Source organism: Streptomyces sp. NPDC087215, from assembly GCF_044744885.1.
Classification (GTDB): Bacteria; Actinomycetota; Actinomycetes; order Streptomycetales; family Streptomycetaceae; genus Streptomyces.
The window spans coordinates 102,911-119,407 of record NZ_JBIUZD010000004.1 but is presented as its reverse complement, the minus strand read 5'-3'; the positions used below and the strand labels follow the sequence as shown (position 1 = coordinate 119,407).

At 74.0% G+C, this 16,497-nt stretch carries 15 protein-coding genes; 11 read left to right on the top strand and 4 right to left on the bottom strand.

Going from position 1 to position 16,497, the window contains the following annotated elements; all coding sequences use genetic code 11:
* Positions 1-38: 38 nt before the first annotated feature.
* Positions 39-773 (bottom strand): hypothetical protein, encoded by a 735-nt coding sequence (locus ACIO92_RS13345; protein WP_366439585.1) that lies wholly within the window; start codon positions 771-773, stop codon positions 39-41.
* Between the two features lie 252 nt (positions 774-1,025).
* Here ACIO92_RS13345 and purN point away from each other — a divergent pair, with 252 nt between their 5' ends.
* From purN to ACIO92_RS13330, 3 genes are all read left to right on the top strand, one after another.
* Positions 1,026-1,655 (top strand): phosphoribosylglycinamide formyltransferase, encoded by a 630-nt coding sequence (gene purN / locus ACIO92_RS13340; RefSeq protein ID WP_402056538.1) that lies wholly within the window; start codon positions 1,026-1,028, stop codon positions 1,653-1,655.
* Positions 1,630-3,201, top strand: coding sequence for a bifunctional phosphoribosylaminoimidazolecarboxamide formyltransferase/IMP cyclohydrolase (gene purH, locus ACIO92_RS13335; RefSeq protein WP_366439583.1), 1,572 nt, complete (start codon positions 1,630-1,632; stop codon positions 3,199-3,201). Before purN ends, purH begins: the two co-directional genes overlap by 26 nt.
* A gap of 220 nt (positions 3,202-3,421) precedes the next feature.
* Positions 3,422-4,876 (top strand): DUF2079 domain-containing protein, encoded by a 1,455-nt coding sequence (locus tag ACIO92_RS13330; RefSeq protein WP_402281563.1) that lies wholly within the window; start codon positions 3,422-3,424, stop codon positions 4,874-4,876.
* A gap of 93 nt (positions 4,877-4,969) precedes the next feature.
* Here ACIO92_RS13330 and ACIO92_RS13325 read toward each other — a convergent pair whose 3' ends face one another.
* Entirely contained in the window at positions 4,970-5,578 is a 609-nt protein-coding gene (locus tag ACIO92_RS13325) for a hypothetical protein (RefSeq protein ID WP_366439582.1), read from the bottom strand.
* Positions 5,579-5,826: 248 nt separating this feature from the next.
* Between ACIO92_RS13325 and ACIO92_RS13320 the strand changes: the two genes are divergently transcribed.
* The 7 genes from ACIO92_RS13320 to ACIO92_RS13290 all read left to right on the top strand — a co-directional run bounded on the left by ACIO92_RS13320 (position 5,827) and on the right by ACIO92_RS13290 (position 13,438).
* A complete protein-coding gene (locus ACIO92_RS13320; RefSeq protein ID WP_366439581.1) occupies positions 5,827-6,687 on the top strand; it encodes a bifunctional methylenetetrahydrofolate dehydrogenase/methenyltetrahydrofolate cyclohydrolase in 861 nt (286 codons plus the stop codon).
* Position 6,688: 1 nt separating this feature from the next.
* The gene (locus tag ACIO92_RS13315) at positions 6,689-7,264 is read left to right on the top strand and encodes a DUF3017 domain-containing protein (RefSeq protein WP_366439580.1); all 576 of its coding nucleotides are present in this window, start codon (positions 6,689-6,691) and stop codon (positions 7,262-7,264) included.
* A 234-nt stretch (positions 7,265-7,498) separates the two neighbouring features.
* A complete protein-coding gene (locus tag ACIO92_RS13310; protein WP_402281286.1) occupies positions 7,499-8,761 on the top strand; it encodes a DUF2690 domain-containing protein in 1,263 nt (420 codons plus the stop codon).
* A gap of 184 nt (positions 8,762-8,945) precedes the next feature.
* A complete protein-coding gene (locus ACIO92_RS13305) occupies positions 8,946-9,935 on the top strand; it encodes a malate dehydrogenase (RefSeq protein WP_366439578.1) in 990 nt (329 codons plus the stop codon).
* Between the two features lie 312 nt (positions 9,936-10,247).
* A complete protein-coding gene (locus ACIO92_RS13300) occupies positions 10,248-12,050 on the top strand; it encodes a hypothetical protein (RefSeq protein WP_366439577.1) in 1,803 nt (600 codons plus the stop codon).
* The gene (locus tag ACIO92_RS13295; RefSeq protein WP_402281284.1) at positions 12,043-12,435 is read left to right on the top strand and encodes a hypothetical protein; all 393 of its coding nucleotides are present in this window, start codon (positions 12,043-12,045) and stop codon (positions 12,433-12,435) included. Before ACIO92_RS13300 ends, ACIO92_RS13295 begins: the two co-directional genes overlap by 8 nt.
* A 142-nt stretch (positions 12,436-12,577) precedes the next feature.
* Positions 12,578-13,438, top strand: coding sequence for a hypothetical protein (locus ACIO92_RS13290; RefSeq protein WP_402281282.1), 861 nt, complete (start codon positions 12,578-12,580; stop codon positions 13,436-13,438).
* 129 nt (positions 13,439-13,567) lie between these two features.
* Here the strand turns inward: ACIO92_RS13290 and ACIO92_RS13285 are convergent, their stop codons facing one another.
* Positions 13,568-14,311, bottom strand: coding sequence for an isocitrate lyase/phosphoenolpyruvate mutase family protein (locus tag ACIO92_RS13285; RefSeq protein WP_401236770.1), 744 nt, complete (start codon positions 14,309-14,311; stop codon positions 13,568-13,570).
* Positions 14,308-14,838: a carboxymuconolactone decarboxylase family protein gene (locus ACIO92_RS13280; RefSeq protein WP_366439573.1), complete on the bottom strand. Its 531-nt coding sequence runs from the start codon at positions 14,836-14,838 to the stop codon at positions 14,308-14,310. The genes ACIO92_RS13285 and ACIO92_RS13280 overlap by 4 nt, the downstream gene beginning before the upstream one ends.
* Positions 14,839-14,884: 46 nt before the next feature.
* Between ACIO92_RS13280 and ACIO92_RS13275 the strand changes: the two genes are divergently transcribed.
* Entirely contained in the window at positions 14,885-16,387 is a 1,503-nt protein-coding gene (locus ACIO92_RS13275; RefSeq protein WP_402281280.1) for a PLP-dependent aminotransferase family protein, read from the top strand.
* The last annotated feature ends 110 nt before the right edge of the window (positions 16,388-16,497 follow it).

Below are 16,497 nucleotides of genomic sequence, written 5' to 3'. Positions count from 1 at the left end.
GAGCCACGGCCCCGCCGAAGCGGCCGTGCGCCCTCCGGCTACTCCCTGACGCCGAAGCCCGCGCGCAGCGGCTTCGGCAGCAGGTCGTTGCAGGCCAGCTGGCCCGCGTGGGTCAGGGCGTCGTCACGGCACTCGTAGAAGTCGCGGTAGACGAGCTTCATGGTGAAGCCCACCGCGACGATCATCAGGGCCACGCTCGACGCCACCAGACCGCTGATCGCGGCGGTCCGCATCGACCGGAGCTGGGTCGCCCGGGAAGGCGCCTGCGCCTGTCCCGGGCCCTGCCCGGGGGCCGAGGGAGCGGGCTCCGCGGGCCCTGACGCCGCCGACGGCTCAGAGGCGGCGGCCTTCGGCCGGGCGCGCAGCGCACTGATCGCCCAGTACAGGCCGAGCGCGCCGAGGAGCAGCGCCAGCTCCGGGATCTCGAAGATCGCGAAGAAGAAGGCCCACATGCCCGAGAGGATCGCGTACCGGGCCCGCCGCTGCGCCGGGTCCGTGGGGTCCCAGCGCATTCCCTGGCGTCCGCCGCCGCCCTGGCCGGGACCTCCTTGCCCCGGGCCGCCCTGGCCGCCTTCCTGGCGCTCGGGTTCCCGGCCGAAGCCGTCGTCCGAGCGGCCGGGCTGGCGGGGGCTCCAGCGACCGTCGGGCGAGCCCTGGGAGCCGGACCCGTCGTCCGAGTCCTCCGGTCGCCGTGGCTGCCACGGCTGGTCCGGCCTGCCCTCGGGCGGCGGCGCGAACGGGTTGTTGTCGTCCGTGGACTGGCGTTCCGGCATGTGCTGAACGTCTTCCCTCTGTCGTCTCGACCACATCCGCACCGTGGTCTCCGCTGCTGTCTCGTCTGCTGCTGTCTGCCGCGCGTGGGGGGCGTCGGCCCTGACGCTACCGCCCTGCCCCGCCCCCGTCCCGCGGGGGCCGTCCGGTGTGCCGGTATCGTTGCGGTCGGTCGAGCCATTCGTAGGGTTCCCCGTATCGAGCGACACGATTCGTTCGTACGACCGCACAAACACCACGGAAAGAGTGACCCAGTGGCTGCCGCCCGCCTCGTCGTCCTGGTCTCCGGTTCCGGTACCAATCTGCAGGCCCTCCTCGACGGCATCGCCGCGGACCCCGAGGGGTACGGCGCGGAGATCGTCGCGGTCGGCGCCGACCGCGACGGCATCGCGGGTCTGGAGCGCGCCGAGCGGGCCGGGCTCCCGACCTTCGTCTGCCGGGTCAAGGACCACGCGAGCCGCGAGGAGTGGGACCGGGCGCTGGCCGAGGCGACCGCCGCGCACGCGCCGGACCTCGTGGTCTCGGCCGGTTTCATGAAGATCGTGGGCAAGGAGTTCCTCGCCCGTTTCGGCGGCCGGGTCGTCAACACCCATCCGGCCCTGCTGCCCAGTTTTCCCGGTGCCCACGGGGTGCGCGACGCCCTCGCGTACGGCGCGAAGGTCACCGGGTGCACCGTCCACTTCGTCGACGACGGCGTCGACACCGGCCCGATCATCGCCCAGGGCGTGGTCGAGGTGCGGGAGACGGACGATGAAGCCGCTCTGCACGAGCGCATCAAGGAAGTCGAGCGTTCGCTGCTCGTCGACGTCGTGGGGCGTCTCGCCCGGCACGGCTACCGCATTGAGGGACGAAAGGTTCATGTCGGTGAACACGGACACCGTTAAGCCCATCCGCCGCGCGCTGGTCAGCGTCTACGACAAGACGGGGCTCGAAGAGCTGGCCCGCGGCCTGCACGAGGCCGGTGTCGAGCTCGTCTCCACCGGCTCCACGGCCGGGAGGATCGCCGCCGCCGGGGTGCCGGTCACCAAGGTCGAGGAGCTGACCGGCTTCCCCGAGTGCCTGGACGGCCGGGTCAAGACCCTCCACCCGAGGGTGCACGCGGGCATCCTCGCCGACCTGCGCCTGGAGTCGCACCGCGCGCAGCTCGCCGAGCTGGGCGTGGAGCCCTTCGACCTGGTCGTCGTGAACCTGTACCCGTTCCGCGAGACCGTCCGGTCGGGCGCCACCGAGGACGAGTGCGTCGAGCAGATCGACATCGGCGGCCCGTCCATGGTCCGCGCCGCCGCGAAGAACCACCCGTCCGTGGCGATCGTCACCAGCCCGGAGCGGTACGCGGACGTGCTCGCGGCCGTCGGGGCGGGCGGCTTCGACCTGGTGGCCCGCAAGCGCCTGGCCGCCGAGGCGTTCCAGCACACCGCCGCGTACGACACGGCCGTGGCCTCCTGGTTCACCAACGTCTACGCCCCCGAGGCCGACGCGAACGGGCTCCCCGAGTTCATCGGCGAGACCCTGGAGCGCAAGTCCACGCTGCGCTACGGCGAGAACCCGCACCAGGCCGCCGCGCTGTACGTCGACGGGCAGCCGGGCGGGCTCGCCAACGCCGAGCAGCTGCACGGCAAGGAGATGTCCTTCAACAACTACGTGGACACCGAGGCCGCGCGCCGCGCCGCCTTCGACCACGACGAGCCGTGCGTGGCGATCATCAAGCACGCCAACCCGTGCGGCATCGCGGTCGGCGCGGACGTCGCCGAGGCGCACCGCAAGGCCCACGCCTGCGACCCGCTGTCCGCGTTCGGCGGGGTGATCGCCGTCAACCGCGAGGTGTCGGTGGCGATGGCCGAGCAGGTCGCCGAGATCTTCACCGAGGTCATCGCGGCCCCGGCGTACGAGGACGGCGCCGTCGAGGTCCTCGCGCGGAAGAAGAACATCCGCGTCCTGCGGGTCGAGGGCACCCCGGCGCAGCCGGGCGACGTCAAGTTCCTGTCCGGCGGTGCGGTGGTGCAGCACACCGACGTGTTCCAGGCCGAGGGCGACGACCCGGCCCACTGGACGCTCGCCACGGGTGAGGCCCTGTCCGCCGAGGAGCTGGCCGAGCTGGACTTCGCCTGGAAGGCGTGCCGCGCGGTCAAGTCCAACGCGATCCTGCTCGCCAAGGACGGCGCCTCGGTCGGCGTCGGCATGGGCCAGGTCAACCGGGTCGACTCCGCGAAGCTCGCGGTCGAGCGGGCGGGCGAGGAGCGGGCGCGCGGCTCGTACGCCGCCTCCGACGCCTTCTTCCCCTTCCCGGACGGCCTGGAGATCCTCACCGGGGCGGGTGTGAAGGCGGTCGTGCAGCCCGGCGGCTCGGTCCGTGACGAGCAGGTCGTCGAGGCGGCGCGGAAGGCGGGCGTGACGATGTACTTCACGGGCACGCGCCACTTCTTCCACTGATCCGCACGTTTATCGGTTCGTACGCTTCCATCGGTCCGTACGTTTCCAGTGATCCGCACGTCTTCCACCGGTCCCTCCGGTGCGGGCCCGGCGCCCGTACCGGAGGGACCGGCTCCCTGACGCCTCCAGGCCCCCTCGCCTCCACGCAACGGGTCCGCCGATCGGGTGGACTCTGGTCTAATGGGTTGCTCTTTTGTCGGCCACTGGTAGTGGGGGCGTGGTGTTGGACGTACGGAACAGGTCCGCCGAGGAGACCGTCACCGGTTCTCCCGGCCCGGCCGCCGCCGAGCCGCCGGGCGGGCTCGCACCCGCCCCGCTCCGTCCGTACCTGATCCTCGCGGGCGTCCTGTGCGCCCTGTACTTCCTCTACTCGTGGGTCCAGTACGCGCACTTCCGCACCCCCTCCTGGGACCTCGGGATCTTCGGGCAGTCGGTCAGGGCGTACGCCGAGTTCCGGTCGCCCGTCGTGGACATCAAGGGGCCCGGCTTCCAGATACTGGGCGACCACTTCAGCCCCGTCACCGCCCTCCTCGCCCCGCTGTACTGGATCTGGCCCTCGCCGGTCGCCCTCCTCTTCGCGCAGGCCGCCCTGTTCGCCGCCTCGGCCGTCGTCGTCGGCCGGACCACCCAGCAGATCCTGGGCAGCCGGGCCGCGGGCATCGGGATCACCGTCGCGTACGGGCTGTCCTGGGGGCTCCAGGAGGCGGTCAAGTCCGACTTCCACGAGATCGCCTTCGCCGTCCCGCTGCTCGCCCTGACCTGCCGGGCCCTGCTCCTCGGGCGCTGGACCGCCGCCGTGGCCTGGTCCGTCCCGCTCGTCCTGGTCAAGGAGGACATGGGGCTGACCGTCGCCATGGTCGGCGCGGTCCTCTTCCTGAAGGGGCAGCGGGGGCTCGGCGCGGCCCTCGCCGGTTTCGGCACCGCGGCCTTCGCCCTCACGGTCCTCGTCCTGATCCCGGCGGCGAGCCGGGCCGGCCAGTACGACTACTGGGCCAAGATAGAGAAGACCGGACAGGGCGCCGACACCTCCTTCGGACAGGTCGTCGGGGACGCCCTCGCCTCGGGCGAGCGCTGGGAGATGCTCTTCTACCTGCTGGCCGTCACCGGCTTCCTCGCCCTGCGCTCCCCGCTGGTCCTGCTCGTCCTGCCCACGCTCGGCTGGCGCTTCCTCTCCCAGGACCCCAACCACTGGGGGATGCACTGGCACTACAGCGCGATCCTGATGCCGGTCGTCTTCCTGGCCCTGGTGGACGGCGTCCGCTCGGTGCGCACCTCGCGGCTCGCCTGGCTCGCCTCGTACGGGAAGGTGGCCGTCCCGGTCGCCACGGCGGTCGCGCTCGTCCTCGCCGCGAACCTGCCGCTGCGGGAGCTGACCAAGCCGGAGACGTACCGGACGGACGCCCGTGCCGAGCAGGCGCGGGCGGCGGTCGGCGCGGTGCCGGACGGGGCGAGCGTGGAGGCCGACGTGTCGCTCCTCGCCCATCTGACGGCGGATCACCGCGTCTACTGGGCGGGCTCCTCGGGGGACGCCGATCCCGACTACCTCGCCTACGACCTGCGCGGCTGGTCCCAGCAGATATCCGACCCGGTGCAACTGGCTTCGCAACTGCATCCGGGCGCCCGCTACGAGATCGTGCACCGCTCGGAGGGCTTCACGGTCCTCAAGAAGGTGTGACGGGACACGGAAAGGCCCGGGGGCCCGGTTCCACGTGGAACCGGGCCCCCGGGCCCTTTCCGTACCGGTCCGCGCGGAGACGGACCGGGCCGGTCAGTACTGCTGCTTGTTGCGGTTGAACCAGGCCGAGCCGTCGCCCTTCGCCACGAAGACGATGACCAGGACCGCGAGCGCCAGGCTCACGATGCCGAGCGGCAGCGAGAAGATGCTGAACAGCGCGCCGACCGAGCCGTAGACGATGGCGCCGATGCGGACGCCGTTGCCGCCGGACTTGAACTTCACGGCCAGCAGGATGCCGACCACGCCGACGATCAGCGAGAAGACGCCCGCGGCGATCAGCAGGCCCTGGCCCAGGCTGGCGAACGCCTCGGCGTCGGCGGAGGAAGCGCCCGACTTCTCCAGCTCGCTGCTGACGGCGAAGGACATGACGACCATCACGAGCGCGCCGATCAGGTTCAGTCCGCCCATGATCCAGAGCATCACGCGCGCGGCCTTCACCCCGCCCGGCATCTCCATGGCCGCGCCCGGGTAGCCGCCGTTGCCGTACGGCGAGAGCGGCGGGGCGGCCGGGTAGCCGTAGCCCTGCTGCGGCGGCACGCCCTGCGGGGCCTGCTGCGGGTAGCCGTAACCGGGCTGCTGGCCCTGTCCCTGGCCCTGGTCCTGCGGCTGGCCGTAAGGATTGTTCGGGTCGCCGAAGCTCATCGCGGTTTCCTCCGTGAATTTCTCTGTGCGGGGACGACGCGGCCCGCGCGGAGGACTTTCACGGCATATCAGTGGATTCCCCCCGGCACTTTCCGCGGTACTTCGTCGATCATCGTCATGTCTGCGTCGACTTTTTGTCCAGTCGAAAGGCGGCGGAGTTGTGCGAGTGCAACCTTCCGTTCCGTTCGAGCGGCCGTCCCCCACGAGCGAATTGGAACAAGGCGGGGGTCATCCGGGAGGATGTCTCCATGAGCGCCCAGATTCTCGATGGCAAGGCCACCGCAGCCGCGATCAAGTCCGATCTGACCGTCCGTGTGGCGGCCCTCAAGGAACGGGGCGTCACGCCCGGACTCGGTACCGTCCTCGTCGGCGACGACCCTGCCAGCCAGAAGTACGTGGCCGGGAAGCACCGGGACTGCGCCGAGGTCGGCCTCTCCTCGATCCAGCGCACCCTGCCCGCCGACGCCACCCAGGAGGAGATCGAGGCGGTCGTCCGGGAACTCAACGAGGACCCCGCCTGCACCGGCTACATCGTCCAGCTCCCGCTGCCCAAGGGCATCGACGAGAACCGCGTCCTGGAGCTGATGGACCCGGCCAAGGACGCGGACGGCCTGCACCCCACCAACCTCGGCCGTCTGGTGCTCAACGAGCCCGCCCCGCTGCCCTGCACGCCCAACGGCGTCATCACGCTGCTCCGCCGCCACGGCGTCGAGATCAACGGCGCCGAGGTCGTGGTCGTCGGCCGAGGCGTCACCATCGGCCGCACGATGCCGCTGCTGCTCACCCGCCGCTCCGAGAACGCCACCGTGACCCAGTGCCACACCGGCACCCGGGACCTCTCCGCCCATCTGCGCAACGCCGACATCATCGTCGCCGCCGCCGGTGTGCCGCACCTGATCAAGCCGGAGGACGTGAAGCCGGGCGCCGCCGTCCTCGACGTGGGCGTCTCGCGCAACGCCGAGGGCAAGATCCTCGGCGATGTGCACCCGGACGTCGCCGAGGTGGCCGCCTGGATCTCCCCGAACCCGGGCGGTGTCGGCCCGATGACCCGCGCCCAGCTCCTCGTCAACGTCGTCGAGGCCGCCGAGCGCGCGGCCGCGGCGCTCTGACGTGACCTCCGGGACCCCGGAGACGCCGGGGAACCGGGACGGGAACTCCGGCGCGGCGGACCCGACCGGGACGCCGGTCGCATCGGGCTCCGACGGGGGCACGGGCTCCGGCGCACCCGTGCCCTCCGGCGCGCCCGCGCCCTACCTCGGGGGCCCGGTCTCCCACGGGGGGCCGGTCTCCCCCAAGAGGCGCCGCTCCCTCTTCACCACCAGCACCGCGCGGCCCGAAGGCGGTGGCCGGGCCGCCTCCGGCGACGCCCCGGCGCCCGCCCGCCAGTGGCCGCTGCTCACCGTGCTCACGCTCGCCGGGCTCGGGCTGCTGGTGGTGGGCACGGACCTGTTCCCGCAGGCCTTCCGGGTCGGCACGATCCTGATCGGGATCGCCCTCCTGGTGGGCGGGGTGATGCGCTGGGCGCTGCCGTCCGTCGGGATGCTGGCCGTCCGGTCCCGCTTCACGGACCTGATCACGTACGGGGTGATGGGCGGTCTGATCGTGATGCTGGCGCTCATGGTCCAGCCGGAGCCCTGGCTGCGGATTCCCTTCCTGGAGGAGGTCCTCCACCTCACCGTCACCTAGTCCGGTGGTCCGGAGCGCGTGAGGACGGCGCCCGCCCTCTCCCCCGTGGGAGGGCGGGCGCCGCTGTGATCAAGAGTCATGTACGTGCCAATGGACGTTCAAGCTCCGTCGGCGCGCTGTGGCACGGAAGTGACCATTCCGCCACCTCGGCGCCGCACCGGGGCAGCGGGCCCGGCCGTGGACCTGCCATCCTTCGGGGAACGGTAGAGGGGTACGGGACGAGGGAGACCGCGGATGTCCGGCTGGAAGGCGCTGCCAGGCGAACTCGACCCGGACGTGCGCGCGTTCACGGAACGGCTCCGCAGGCTCGTGGACCGCAGCGGCCTCGCGGTCACCGCCCTCGCGGACCGTACGGGACACGAACGGTCCGCGTGGGACGCGTACCTGGACGCGCTCCTCCCCGTACCCCGCGGCGCCGTCCTGGCCCTCGCCGAGGCGACGGGCGACGACCCGGCGGCCCTCACGGCCCAGTGGCGGCACGCGGACCGCGCCTGGGCCGTACTCGGGGCGGGGGAGGAGCGCGCGGGACGGGACGAAGCCGGTCCCGGCCCCGGCCCCGGAGACCCCGACCGTGCCGACCGTGCCGACGTCATGGTGTCCGCCGACGACGTCGAGCGGTACGGCTTCGGCGGTGCGGCCCGTGCCGGGGGAGGCGCCGAGACGGCCCACCGCGACGACGGCGACCGCACTCTGAGCCTCCGGCGCGTGGAGCGGCACGGTACGGCGCCGGTCGCCGGGCGCGGACGCCCGCCCCGGACCCCGGCCGGTCCCGCACCCGGGACCCCCCTGGGCGGCGCCGGAGCGGTCCACGGCGGCCCCGTACCGGCCCCCGGCCCCGCGCCCGGCCCTCGTACCTCCGCCTCCGACCTCGGCCCCCGTGCCTCCGGCTCGGGTCCCGGAGGTCCCGCGCCCGGCCCTCGTGCTCCCGTCCCCGGCTCCGTTCCCGCGTCCGGGCCGCCAGCCCCCGCTTCCCGGCGCCGTACCGTGCTGCTCTACGCCGCCGGGATCACCGGCTCGTCGCTCGTCGTCACCGCCGCCCTGCTCCTCGTCGACCTCGGCGGCTCCGGCGCTACGGACGACCGGGCGACCGCCCCGCCCCCGGCCACGGCGCCGCCCACGACCCGGCCCCCGAGCCTCCCGCCCGGCGTGAGGTGCGCGGGCGCCGACTGCGCGGGCCGGGACCCGGAGGGCATGGGGTGCGGCGGCGACCTCGCCGTCACCGTCGCGGGGGCCCAGGTCGGCGCCGCCCGGGTCGAGGTCCGCTACAGCCGCGTCTGCGGGGCCGCGTGGGCGCGGATCGGCGGGGCCGCCCCCGGCGACACCGTGACCGTCACCGCTTCCGGCGCCGAGCGGAGCGCCACCGTCGTGAGCGGCACCGGCACGGCGGCGGCCGGCGCCTACACCCCGATGGTCGCCGTGGGCTCCGGCACGGCCGCGCGCGCCTGCGGCACCCTCGCGGACGGCGGCAAGGGCTGCACCACGACCCCGGACCCGTGACCCCGGGCCCGGGGGAGGACCGAAGGCAGTGAGGCGGACCACAAGGGGGTGGGGATCCACCGGGGCCCGGGTCGGATAGCCTGACCGCTGGATATCTCTTCATGTCGAGACACCGATCGATCAAGAGAGCTATCCCGCACCAGGGGCAGGGACCCCCACCGCCAGCTGTCTTACGGAGATCGCCATGACCCGCACTCCCGTGAATGTCACCGTGACCGGCGCGGCCGGCCAGATCGGCTACGCGCTGCTCTTCCGCATCGCCTCCGGCCACCTGCTCGGCGCGGACGTGCCGGTCAAGCTGCGCCTCCTTGAGATCCCGCAGGGCGTGAAGGCCGCCGAGGGCACCGCCATGGAGCTCGACGACTGCGCGTTCCCGCTGCTCAAGGGCATCGACATCTTCGACGACCCGAACAAGGGCTTCGAGGGTGCCAACATCGGCCTCCTCGTCGGCGCCCGTCCGCGCGGACCGGGCATGGAGCGCGGCGACCTGCTCGCCGCCAACGGCGGCATCTTCAAGCCGCAGGGCGAGGCCATCGCCGCGCACGCCGCCGACGACGTCAAGATCCTGGTCGTCGGCAACCCGGCCAACACCAACGCCCTGATCGCCCAGTCCGCCGCCAAGGGCGTCCCGGCCGAGCGCTTCACCGCGATGACCCGCCTGGACCACAACCGCGCGCTGACCCAGCTGGCCCAGAAGACCGGCTCGTCCGTCGAGGACATCAAGCGCCTCACCATCTGGGGCAACCACTCGGCGACCCAGTACCCGGACGTCTTCCACGCGGAGATCGCGGGCAAGAACGCCGCCGAGGCCGTGAACGACGAGGCCTGGCTGGCCGACACCTTCATCCCGACCGTCGCCAAGCGCGGCGCCGCGATCATCGACGCCCGTGGCGCGTCCTCGGCGGCCTCCGCCGCCAACGCCGCCATCGACCACGTCCACACCTGGGTCAACGGCACCGCCGAGGGCGACTGGACCTCCATGGGCGTCCCGTCGGACGGCTCGTACGGCGTTCCGGAGGGTCTGATCTCCTCCTTCCCCGTCACCTGCGCCGACGGCAGGTACGAGATCGTCCAGGGCCTGGAGATCAACGACTTCTCCCGCGCCCGCATCGACGCCTCCGTCAAGGAGCTCTCCGAGGAGCGCGACACGGTCCGCGAGCTCGGCCTGATCTGAGTCCGTTCCGACCGGCCTGATCCGAGTCCGGTTCCGACCGGCTGATCCGAGGCCGGTCCCACCCGGACCCACCTGCCCGGCGCCCCCGGGCCGTACGACCGACCGTACGGCCCGGGGGCGCCGTTCTCATGCCCGCCGCGCTCCCGCTCTTCCCCGGCACCGCCCCGCCGCGCTCCCGATCACCCGTCGGCACCACCCCGCCCGGCTCTCGAATTCCCGCCGACACCACCCTGCCTCCTCCCCTATGCTGACGCCCCGGTCCGCCGTCAAGGCGCCCGCACATCACGGCAGTTGCACACCATCGGGGGAGTTTTGCCGCAGTCCTTCCCGCCCAGGCAGCCCGACGAACCACCGAACGCGCCACCGGGCGTCCCACCGCAGGCCCCACCGCCCGGCATCCCGCCAGGCGTTCCGTCCGGCGGCCCGCCGCCCGTCGACCCGCGCCGCCACCCGTCCACCAGCGAGGCCACCCGGCTGCTCTGCGCGGGCACCTACCTCGACGACGCGTACCGGGACGCGGTCATCGACGAGCTGTACGTCCACGAGGAGCGCTTCGCCGCCCCCTCCCTGGGCTTCGACGCCGCCCGCGTCCTCGCCCACGCGCTGCGCGCCCGCCGCGTCGAACTCGGCTGGTCCATCGGCATCATGGCCCTCTGGATCATCGCGCTGCCGCTCACCAAGGGCCTGATCATGCTCCTGATCGTGCCGTTCGTGGTGGCCGGTCTGGCCCGCTGGATCCGAGGCCGGTCCGCCGCCGCGCCGCTCTTCCGGGTGGTCCCCGCCTTCCTGCTCCGCTGGTACGGGCGGCTGATGCTGCTCCAGTCCGCGCTGCTGCTCCTCTTCCTCGCCCTCGGCGACCAGGAGGACGTCTGGGAGGGGCTCGGCGGCGTCTCCGACACCCTCGCTGTCCTCGGCTTCGGGGCCGGTGTCATCGCCGGAATCGGGGGCATCGGACCGGTGGAGGCGTGGATCACCCTGGCCGTGCCGTGCCTCGTCGCCTGGGCGGTGGCCACGCAGCAGGGCCAGTTCGCCCGCGCGCTCACCGAGGAACTGTCCCGCGACCGCTTCCCCGACCTGGCCTCCGACCCCGCCGAGCGGGCCGAGGGCGTCCGCTTCCGGCGGCTGCGCGACCGCGTCCGGGTCGAGCAGCGCGAACGGCTCGTCATGTACGGCGCCGAGGACCCGTTCTGCGGCGCGGGCGAACCGTACGAACCGTGGTCGCTCTCCATCGAACTCCGGCCCCGCGAGGACCTCGGCGGCCCGGCCCGGCCGCTCGACAACAGCTCCGTCATGCGGCACGTCGTCCCGCTGGTGGAGGCCCTGCGCGAGCCCTCTCCGCACGGCGCGCCGCACCTCAGGGCGGCCGTCCGGGACCGGCTGCGCGAGCTGGAGATCGACGAGGTCGTCTTCCTGCCGGTCGACGGACTCCCGGCCCGCACGGCCGCCCCGTACGGCCCCGGGGGCTTCGAGCTGCACCGCTCGGGCTCCGTCGAGGAGGGCGGCGAGGCCCGCCGCCACTTCCTGCGGGTCCGGGTCGGCGGCTGGGGCGAGGAGGTCGTCACCACCGTCTTCGTCCGCGTCCACACCCAGGGCGGGATGCTGATGCTGGAGGTCGCGCCGCACGTGCTGCGGCCGGTGAAGCCGCTCTACCGGTACGCCGACCGGATCGCCCACCGCTACCGGCACAACCACCGCTTCGGCCGGGCCGTCTGGGCGCTGGGCCGCACCCCCCGCTCCGGCGGGCAGGCGTTCGTCACCGTGGGGCGTTCGCTCGGGCACCTCTGGCGGCTGCTCACCGGCGGCCACGCCCGCGCGCTGCCCGAGGGCCCCCGGGTCTCCGTCCGCGAGCTGGGCTCCGACGACCGGGCCTCGCTCTTCCAGGAGATGGACCACAGCCGCTATCTGAAGAGCGTGCAGGACCGGGTCGCGAACGGCGTCCTGCGGGCGCTGCGCGAAGCGGGCTACGAGACCGGTGAGTTCGAGCAGCGGATCGTGCACGTCGCCGAGGGCGCCACGTTCATCGAGAACACCCGGGGAAACGTCACCGTCGGCGACCACAACACCGTCACCAACAAGACCTTCACCACCACGACCACCGGAGGAAACCGTGGCTGAACAGGACACCGGAACCGGCGCCGGACGCGCCCACGGGGGCGTCCACGTCACCAACACCGGCGGCAACGTCACCATCGGCGACCACAACACCGTCACCAGCACCGTCCAGGGTGCCGCGCCCGACCGCGACCCGGCGCAGGAGGAACTCCTCCGGGCCGTCCGCAGGCTCCGCGCCGACCTCGAAGGAGTCGTGCCCACCGAGGGGACGGCCGCCCTCGGCGCCGAACTCGCCGACACCGAGGACGAGATCGAGGGCACCGGCCGCGCGGGCACCGGACGGCTGACCCGGCTGCGCCGCGCCCTCACGGACGCGGGCGCGGTGACCGGCATCCTCGCCTCGGGGGTGGCCGTCGGCCAGGCGGTCGGCGCGCTGCTCGGTGGCTGAGATGAGCGGATACGGGGGAGGCGGACGGGACGGCGGGGGCGGCGCCCGCTGGAACGCCGGAACCCAGTCCTGGGAACGGTACGGGGGCCCGCCTGGGCCCGTAGGGGAAGCGGGGCCCGCTGTCGGGGGCGCGGAGGCGCTCGTGGTGCGGGCGCCGGAGTACGCCGTCACCCCGCCCGTGCCCCCGTACGCCCCGGAGCACGGGCCGGGTGGCGTCCCCGCGTACGTGCCGGAGGAGGGCGGGTGGCGGTCCGCCGGGCCCGTCGGCGCCCCGGCGGGGCGTCCGTCCGTGCGGACGGGCCTCGTGGCGGGAGCGGTCGTGGCCGTCCTGGTCGTGGGCTCGGTCGGCGGACGGATGATCTGGGGCGGTGACGCGGAGGACCCGGTGGCGGACGGCTCCGGGGTCACCGGCACCGCCACGGTGCCGGAGTCGCCGTCGGAGCCGTCGTCCCCGTCGACGGAGCCCTTCCCGACGGAGACGACGGAGACGACGGGGACGCCGGAGGGCACGGACGGGACCTCGGCCCCCGGTGCCTCGGGGGCGGCGACGCCACCGCCGGGCTACGGGGCCGTCGAGGACCCGAAGGGCTTCACGCTCGCCGTCCCCGGCGGCTGGACCCGCACCGAGTCCGGCCAGAGCGTCTTCTACACCGCCGAGGACGGCGCCCGTCTGATCCAGGTGTACGAGGTCGCCGAGGGGGGACTGACCCCGTACGAGTCCCTGCGCGCGACCTCCGAGGACAGCCGCACCAGCAAGCCCGGCTACCGGGAGATCCAGCTGGAGCGGATCTCCGGGGACCCGGACGCTCCGGCCGACGCGGCCGAGCTGGTGTACGTCTACACCCGGGACGACGGCAGCCGCCGCAAGGTGGTCGACCGGGCCTTCACGGCCGGGGACGGCACCCAGTACGCGGTGCTGGTGGCGGGCCCGGAGGACGAGTGGCCGAACCAGCGCGAAGTCCTGAGGGTGGCACTGGAGTTCTTCGAGCCGGGCCCGGCCTGAGCGTCCGCCCCGCCCCGCCCCGCCGGACGCGCGGGGCGGATCCGGACCGGACGCTCAGGTCCCGGTGGCCCGGTGGCCCGGCAGCCCGGCGGGCCAGGGGCCGCCGGTTCCTCGCGGTGGCCCCGGGGGTCAGACCTCCCCGCCGTCCCGCACCCGCGCCGCCAGCGCCGACAGGTCCTCCTCCGCGCGCCGGAGCAGACCGTCGCCGAAGGTGATCCGGGTCGCGCCCAGGCGGCCGAGTTCCGCGAAGGACGGGCCGCCGGGGCGGGCCAGGGCGTTGAGGGGCAGATCGCCGAGGGCGGCGCGGAGCGCCGGGAGGTCCGACGGCGGGGCCAGGATCGGATAGACGCAGTCCGCGCCCGCCGCCGCGTAGCGCAGGGCCCGGTCGATCGCCCCCTCCAGCGGCTCGGGCGCCCGGCGGACGTAGGTGTCGACACGGGCGTTGAGGAAGAGGCCGGGCCCCGCCGCCCGTACCGCCGCGAGCCAGTCGGCGTGCGCCCCGGGGTCCCGGAGGGAGCCGTCCGGACCGGTGTCCTCCAGGTTCATCCCGACGGCGCCCGACTCCCGTACCCGCTCGACGAGTTCGGCGGGGGAGAGCCCGTATCCGCCTTCCAGGTCGGCCGTGACGGGCACCGAGACCGCGCGGACGACCCGGGCCACGGCCGCGAACATCTCCGCCGCCGGGGTCCGCCCGTCCTCGTACCCCAGGGCCGAGGCGATCCCGGCGCTGGGCGTGGCGAGCGCCGGGAACCCGGCCGTCTCGAAGGCGCGGGCGCTGACCGCGTCCCACGGGCCCGGCACCACCAGCGGGCCGGTGGCGGCCCGGTCCCGGTGGAGGGCCCGCAGGTGCCCGGCGTCCGGGGTTCCGGTCACGCCGAGCGCGGCACGTAGTGGCCGGGCACCAGCCGGGTGGTGACGGCGATCCGGTTCCAGGCGTTGATGACGACGATCGCGCCGATGACACGGGCGAGCCCGGTCTCGTCGAAGTGGGCGGCGGCGCGGGCGTAGACGTCGTCGGGGACGGGCCCGTCGGGGAGGGTGGTGACGGCCTCGGTGAGTTCGAGGGCGGCCAGCTCCCGCTCGGTGTAGAAGTGCCGGGACTCCTCCAGCGCGGAGAGCTGCACGATCCGCTGGACGGTCTCGCCGTCGGCGAGGGCGTCCTTGGTGTGCATGTCGATGCAGAAGGCGCAGTGGTTGATCTGCGAGGCGCGGATCTTGATCAGGTGGTAGAGCGTCGGGTCGATGTCCTTCGAGGCGGCCCCCTCCAGACGGAGCATGGCCCGGTAGAACTCGGGGACGCGCTCGGCGAAGGGCAGCCGGGGAGCGTGCTCGTGGGCGTACTCGGCCTTCCCGGGCGTGGCGGTACCGGCGGTCTCGGTGGTGTCCGTGTGTGAGGTCATGCCTTCACGGTACGGGCCGGGTGGCTCAGGGGTATGGTCCATTTCCATGGCGAACGAGTGGGCCACTTTCGGGGCCGACCTCCATCTGGAGCTACGGGGACCACGGCTGCGCGCCGGTCTCATGGACGCCCTGCGGGAGGCGGTCCGGAGCGGGCGGCTGACGGCGGGGACGCGGCTGCCGTCGTCCCGGTCGCTCGCCGCCGATCTGGGGATCGCCCGCAACACGGTGGCCGACGCGTACGCGGAACTCGTCGCCGAGGGCTGGCTGACGGCCCGCCAGGGCTCGGGCACCCGGGTCGCGCGCCGCGCGGACCCCCGTCGTACGGAGACCGCGCGGGCGGCTTCCGTACGGGCGGTCTCCGCGCGGGCGGGGGGCGGAGGACGGGTGGCCGGGGGCCGGGCCGGTGGAGGCGGAGCGGCCGGAGTCCCGGTGGCGGTCCCTCCCGTCCCTCCCCGGACGCCGACGCCCTCGTACGACCTGAAGGCGGGCACGCCCGACCTCGCGTCCTTCCCGCGCGCCGAGTGGCTGAAGGCGTACCGGCGGGCCCTCGCCGACGCCCCGAACGAGGCCCTCGGGTACGGGGACGCGCGCGGCCGTGCCGAACTCCGCACGGTCCTCGCCGAGTACCTGGCGCGCGCCCGGGGCGTGCACGCCCGGCCCGAACGGATCGTGGTCTGCGCGGGGTTCGTGCAGGGGCTGGCACTGCTGGGCCAGGTGCTGCGGAGCCGGGGCGTACGGGACGTGGCGGTCGAGTCGTACGGTCTCGGGCTTCACGCCGGACTGCTCACCGGCGCGGGCCTGGGGACGCCGGTCCTGCCGTTCGACGAGCGCGGCACCCGGGTCGAGGAACTGGCGGACGGGAAGGCGGGGGCGGTCGGGGCGGTGCTCATGACGGCGGCCCACCAGTTCCCGCTGGGCGGCGCGCTGCCGCCGGACCGGCGCACGGCGCTGGTCGGCTGGGCGCGCTCCTCGGGGGCCTTCGTCCTGGAGGACGACTACGACGGGGAGTTCCGGTTCGACCGGCAGCCGGTGGGGGCGCTGCAAGGGCTGGACCCCGAGCGGGTCGTCTACCTGGGCACCGCGAGCAAGTCGCTGGCGCCGGGGCTGCGGCTGGCGTGGATGGTGCTGCCGGAGGAACTGGTGGGCGAGGTGGTGGCGGCGAAGGGGACGGACGGCGGGAGCGCCCCGGAGCAGCTGGCGCTGGCGGAGTTCATCCGCTCGGGGGCGTACGACCGGCACGTCCGCAGGGTCCGGCTGAACTACCGGCGGCGCCGCGACCAGTTGGTGGCGGCGGTGGCCGCGCACTCGCCGGAGACCCGGGTCAGCGGGATCGCGGCCGGACTGCACGCGGTCCTCGCCCTGCCGCCGGGCACGGAGCAGGCGACGCTGCGGGCCGCCGCCTGGCACGGTCTGGCGGTCCAGGGCGTGGACCAGTTCCGCCGCCCCACGGTCGCCCCGGCCCTGGACGGCCTGGTCGTCGGCTACGCGACCCCACCGGACAGCGCGTGGCAGGGCGCCCTGGAAGCCCTGATGAGGGTGCTGCCCTGAGGAACGCCCACGCCGTCCGTGACCCGCGCCGCCCGCCGCCCTTCCCCGGGCATGGGCCCGGGGGCGACGGTCGTGATCTCGTCCGGGCACCCCCAGAGGACCACGCCGGG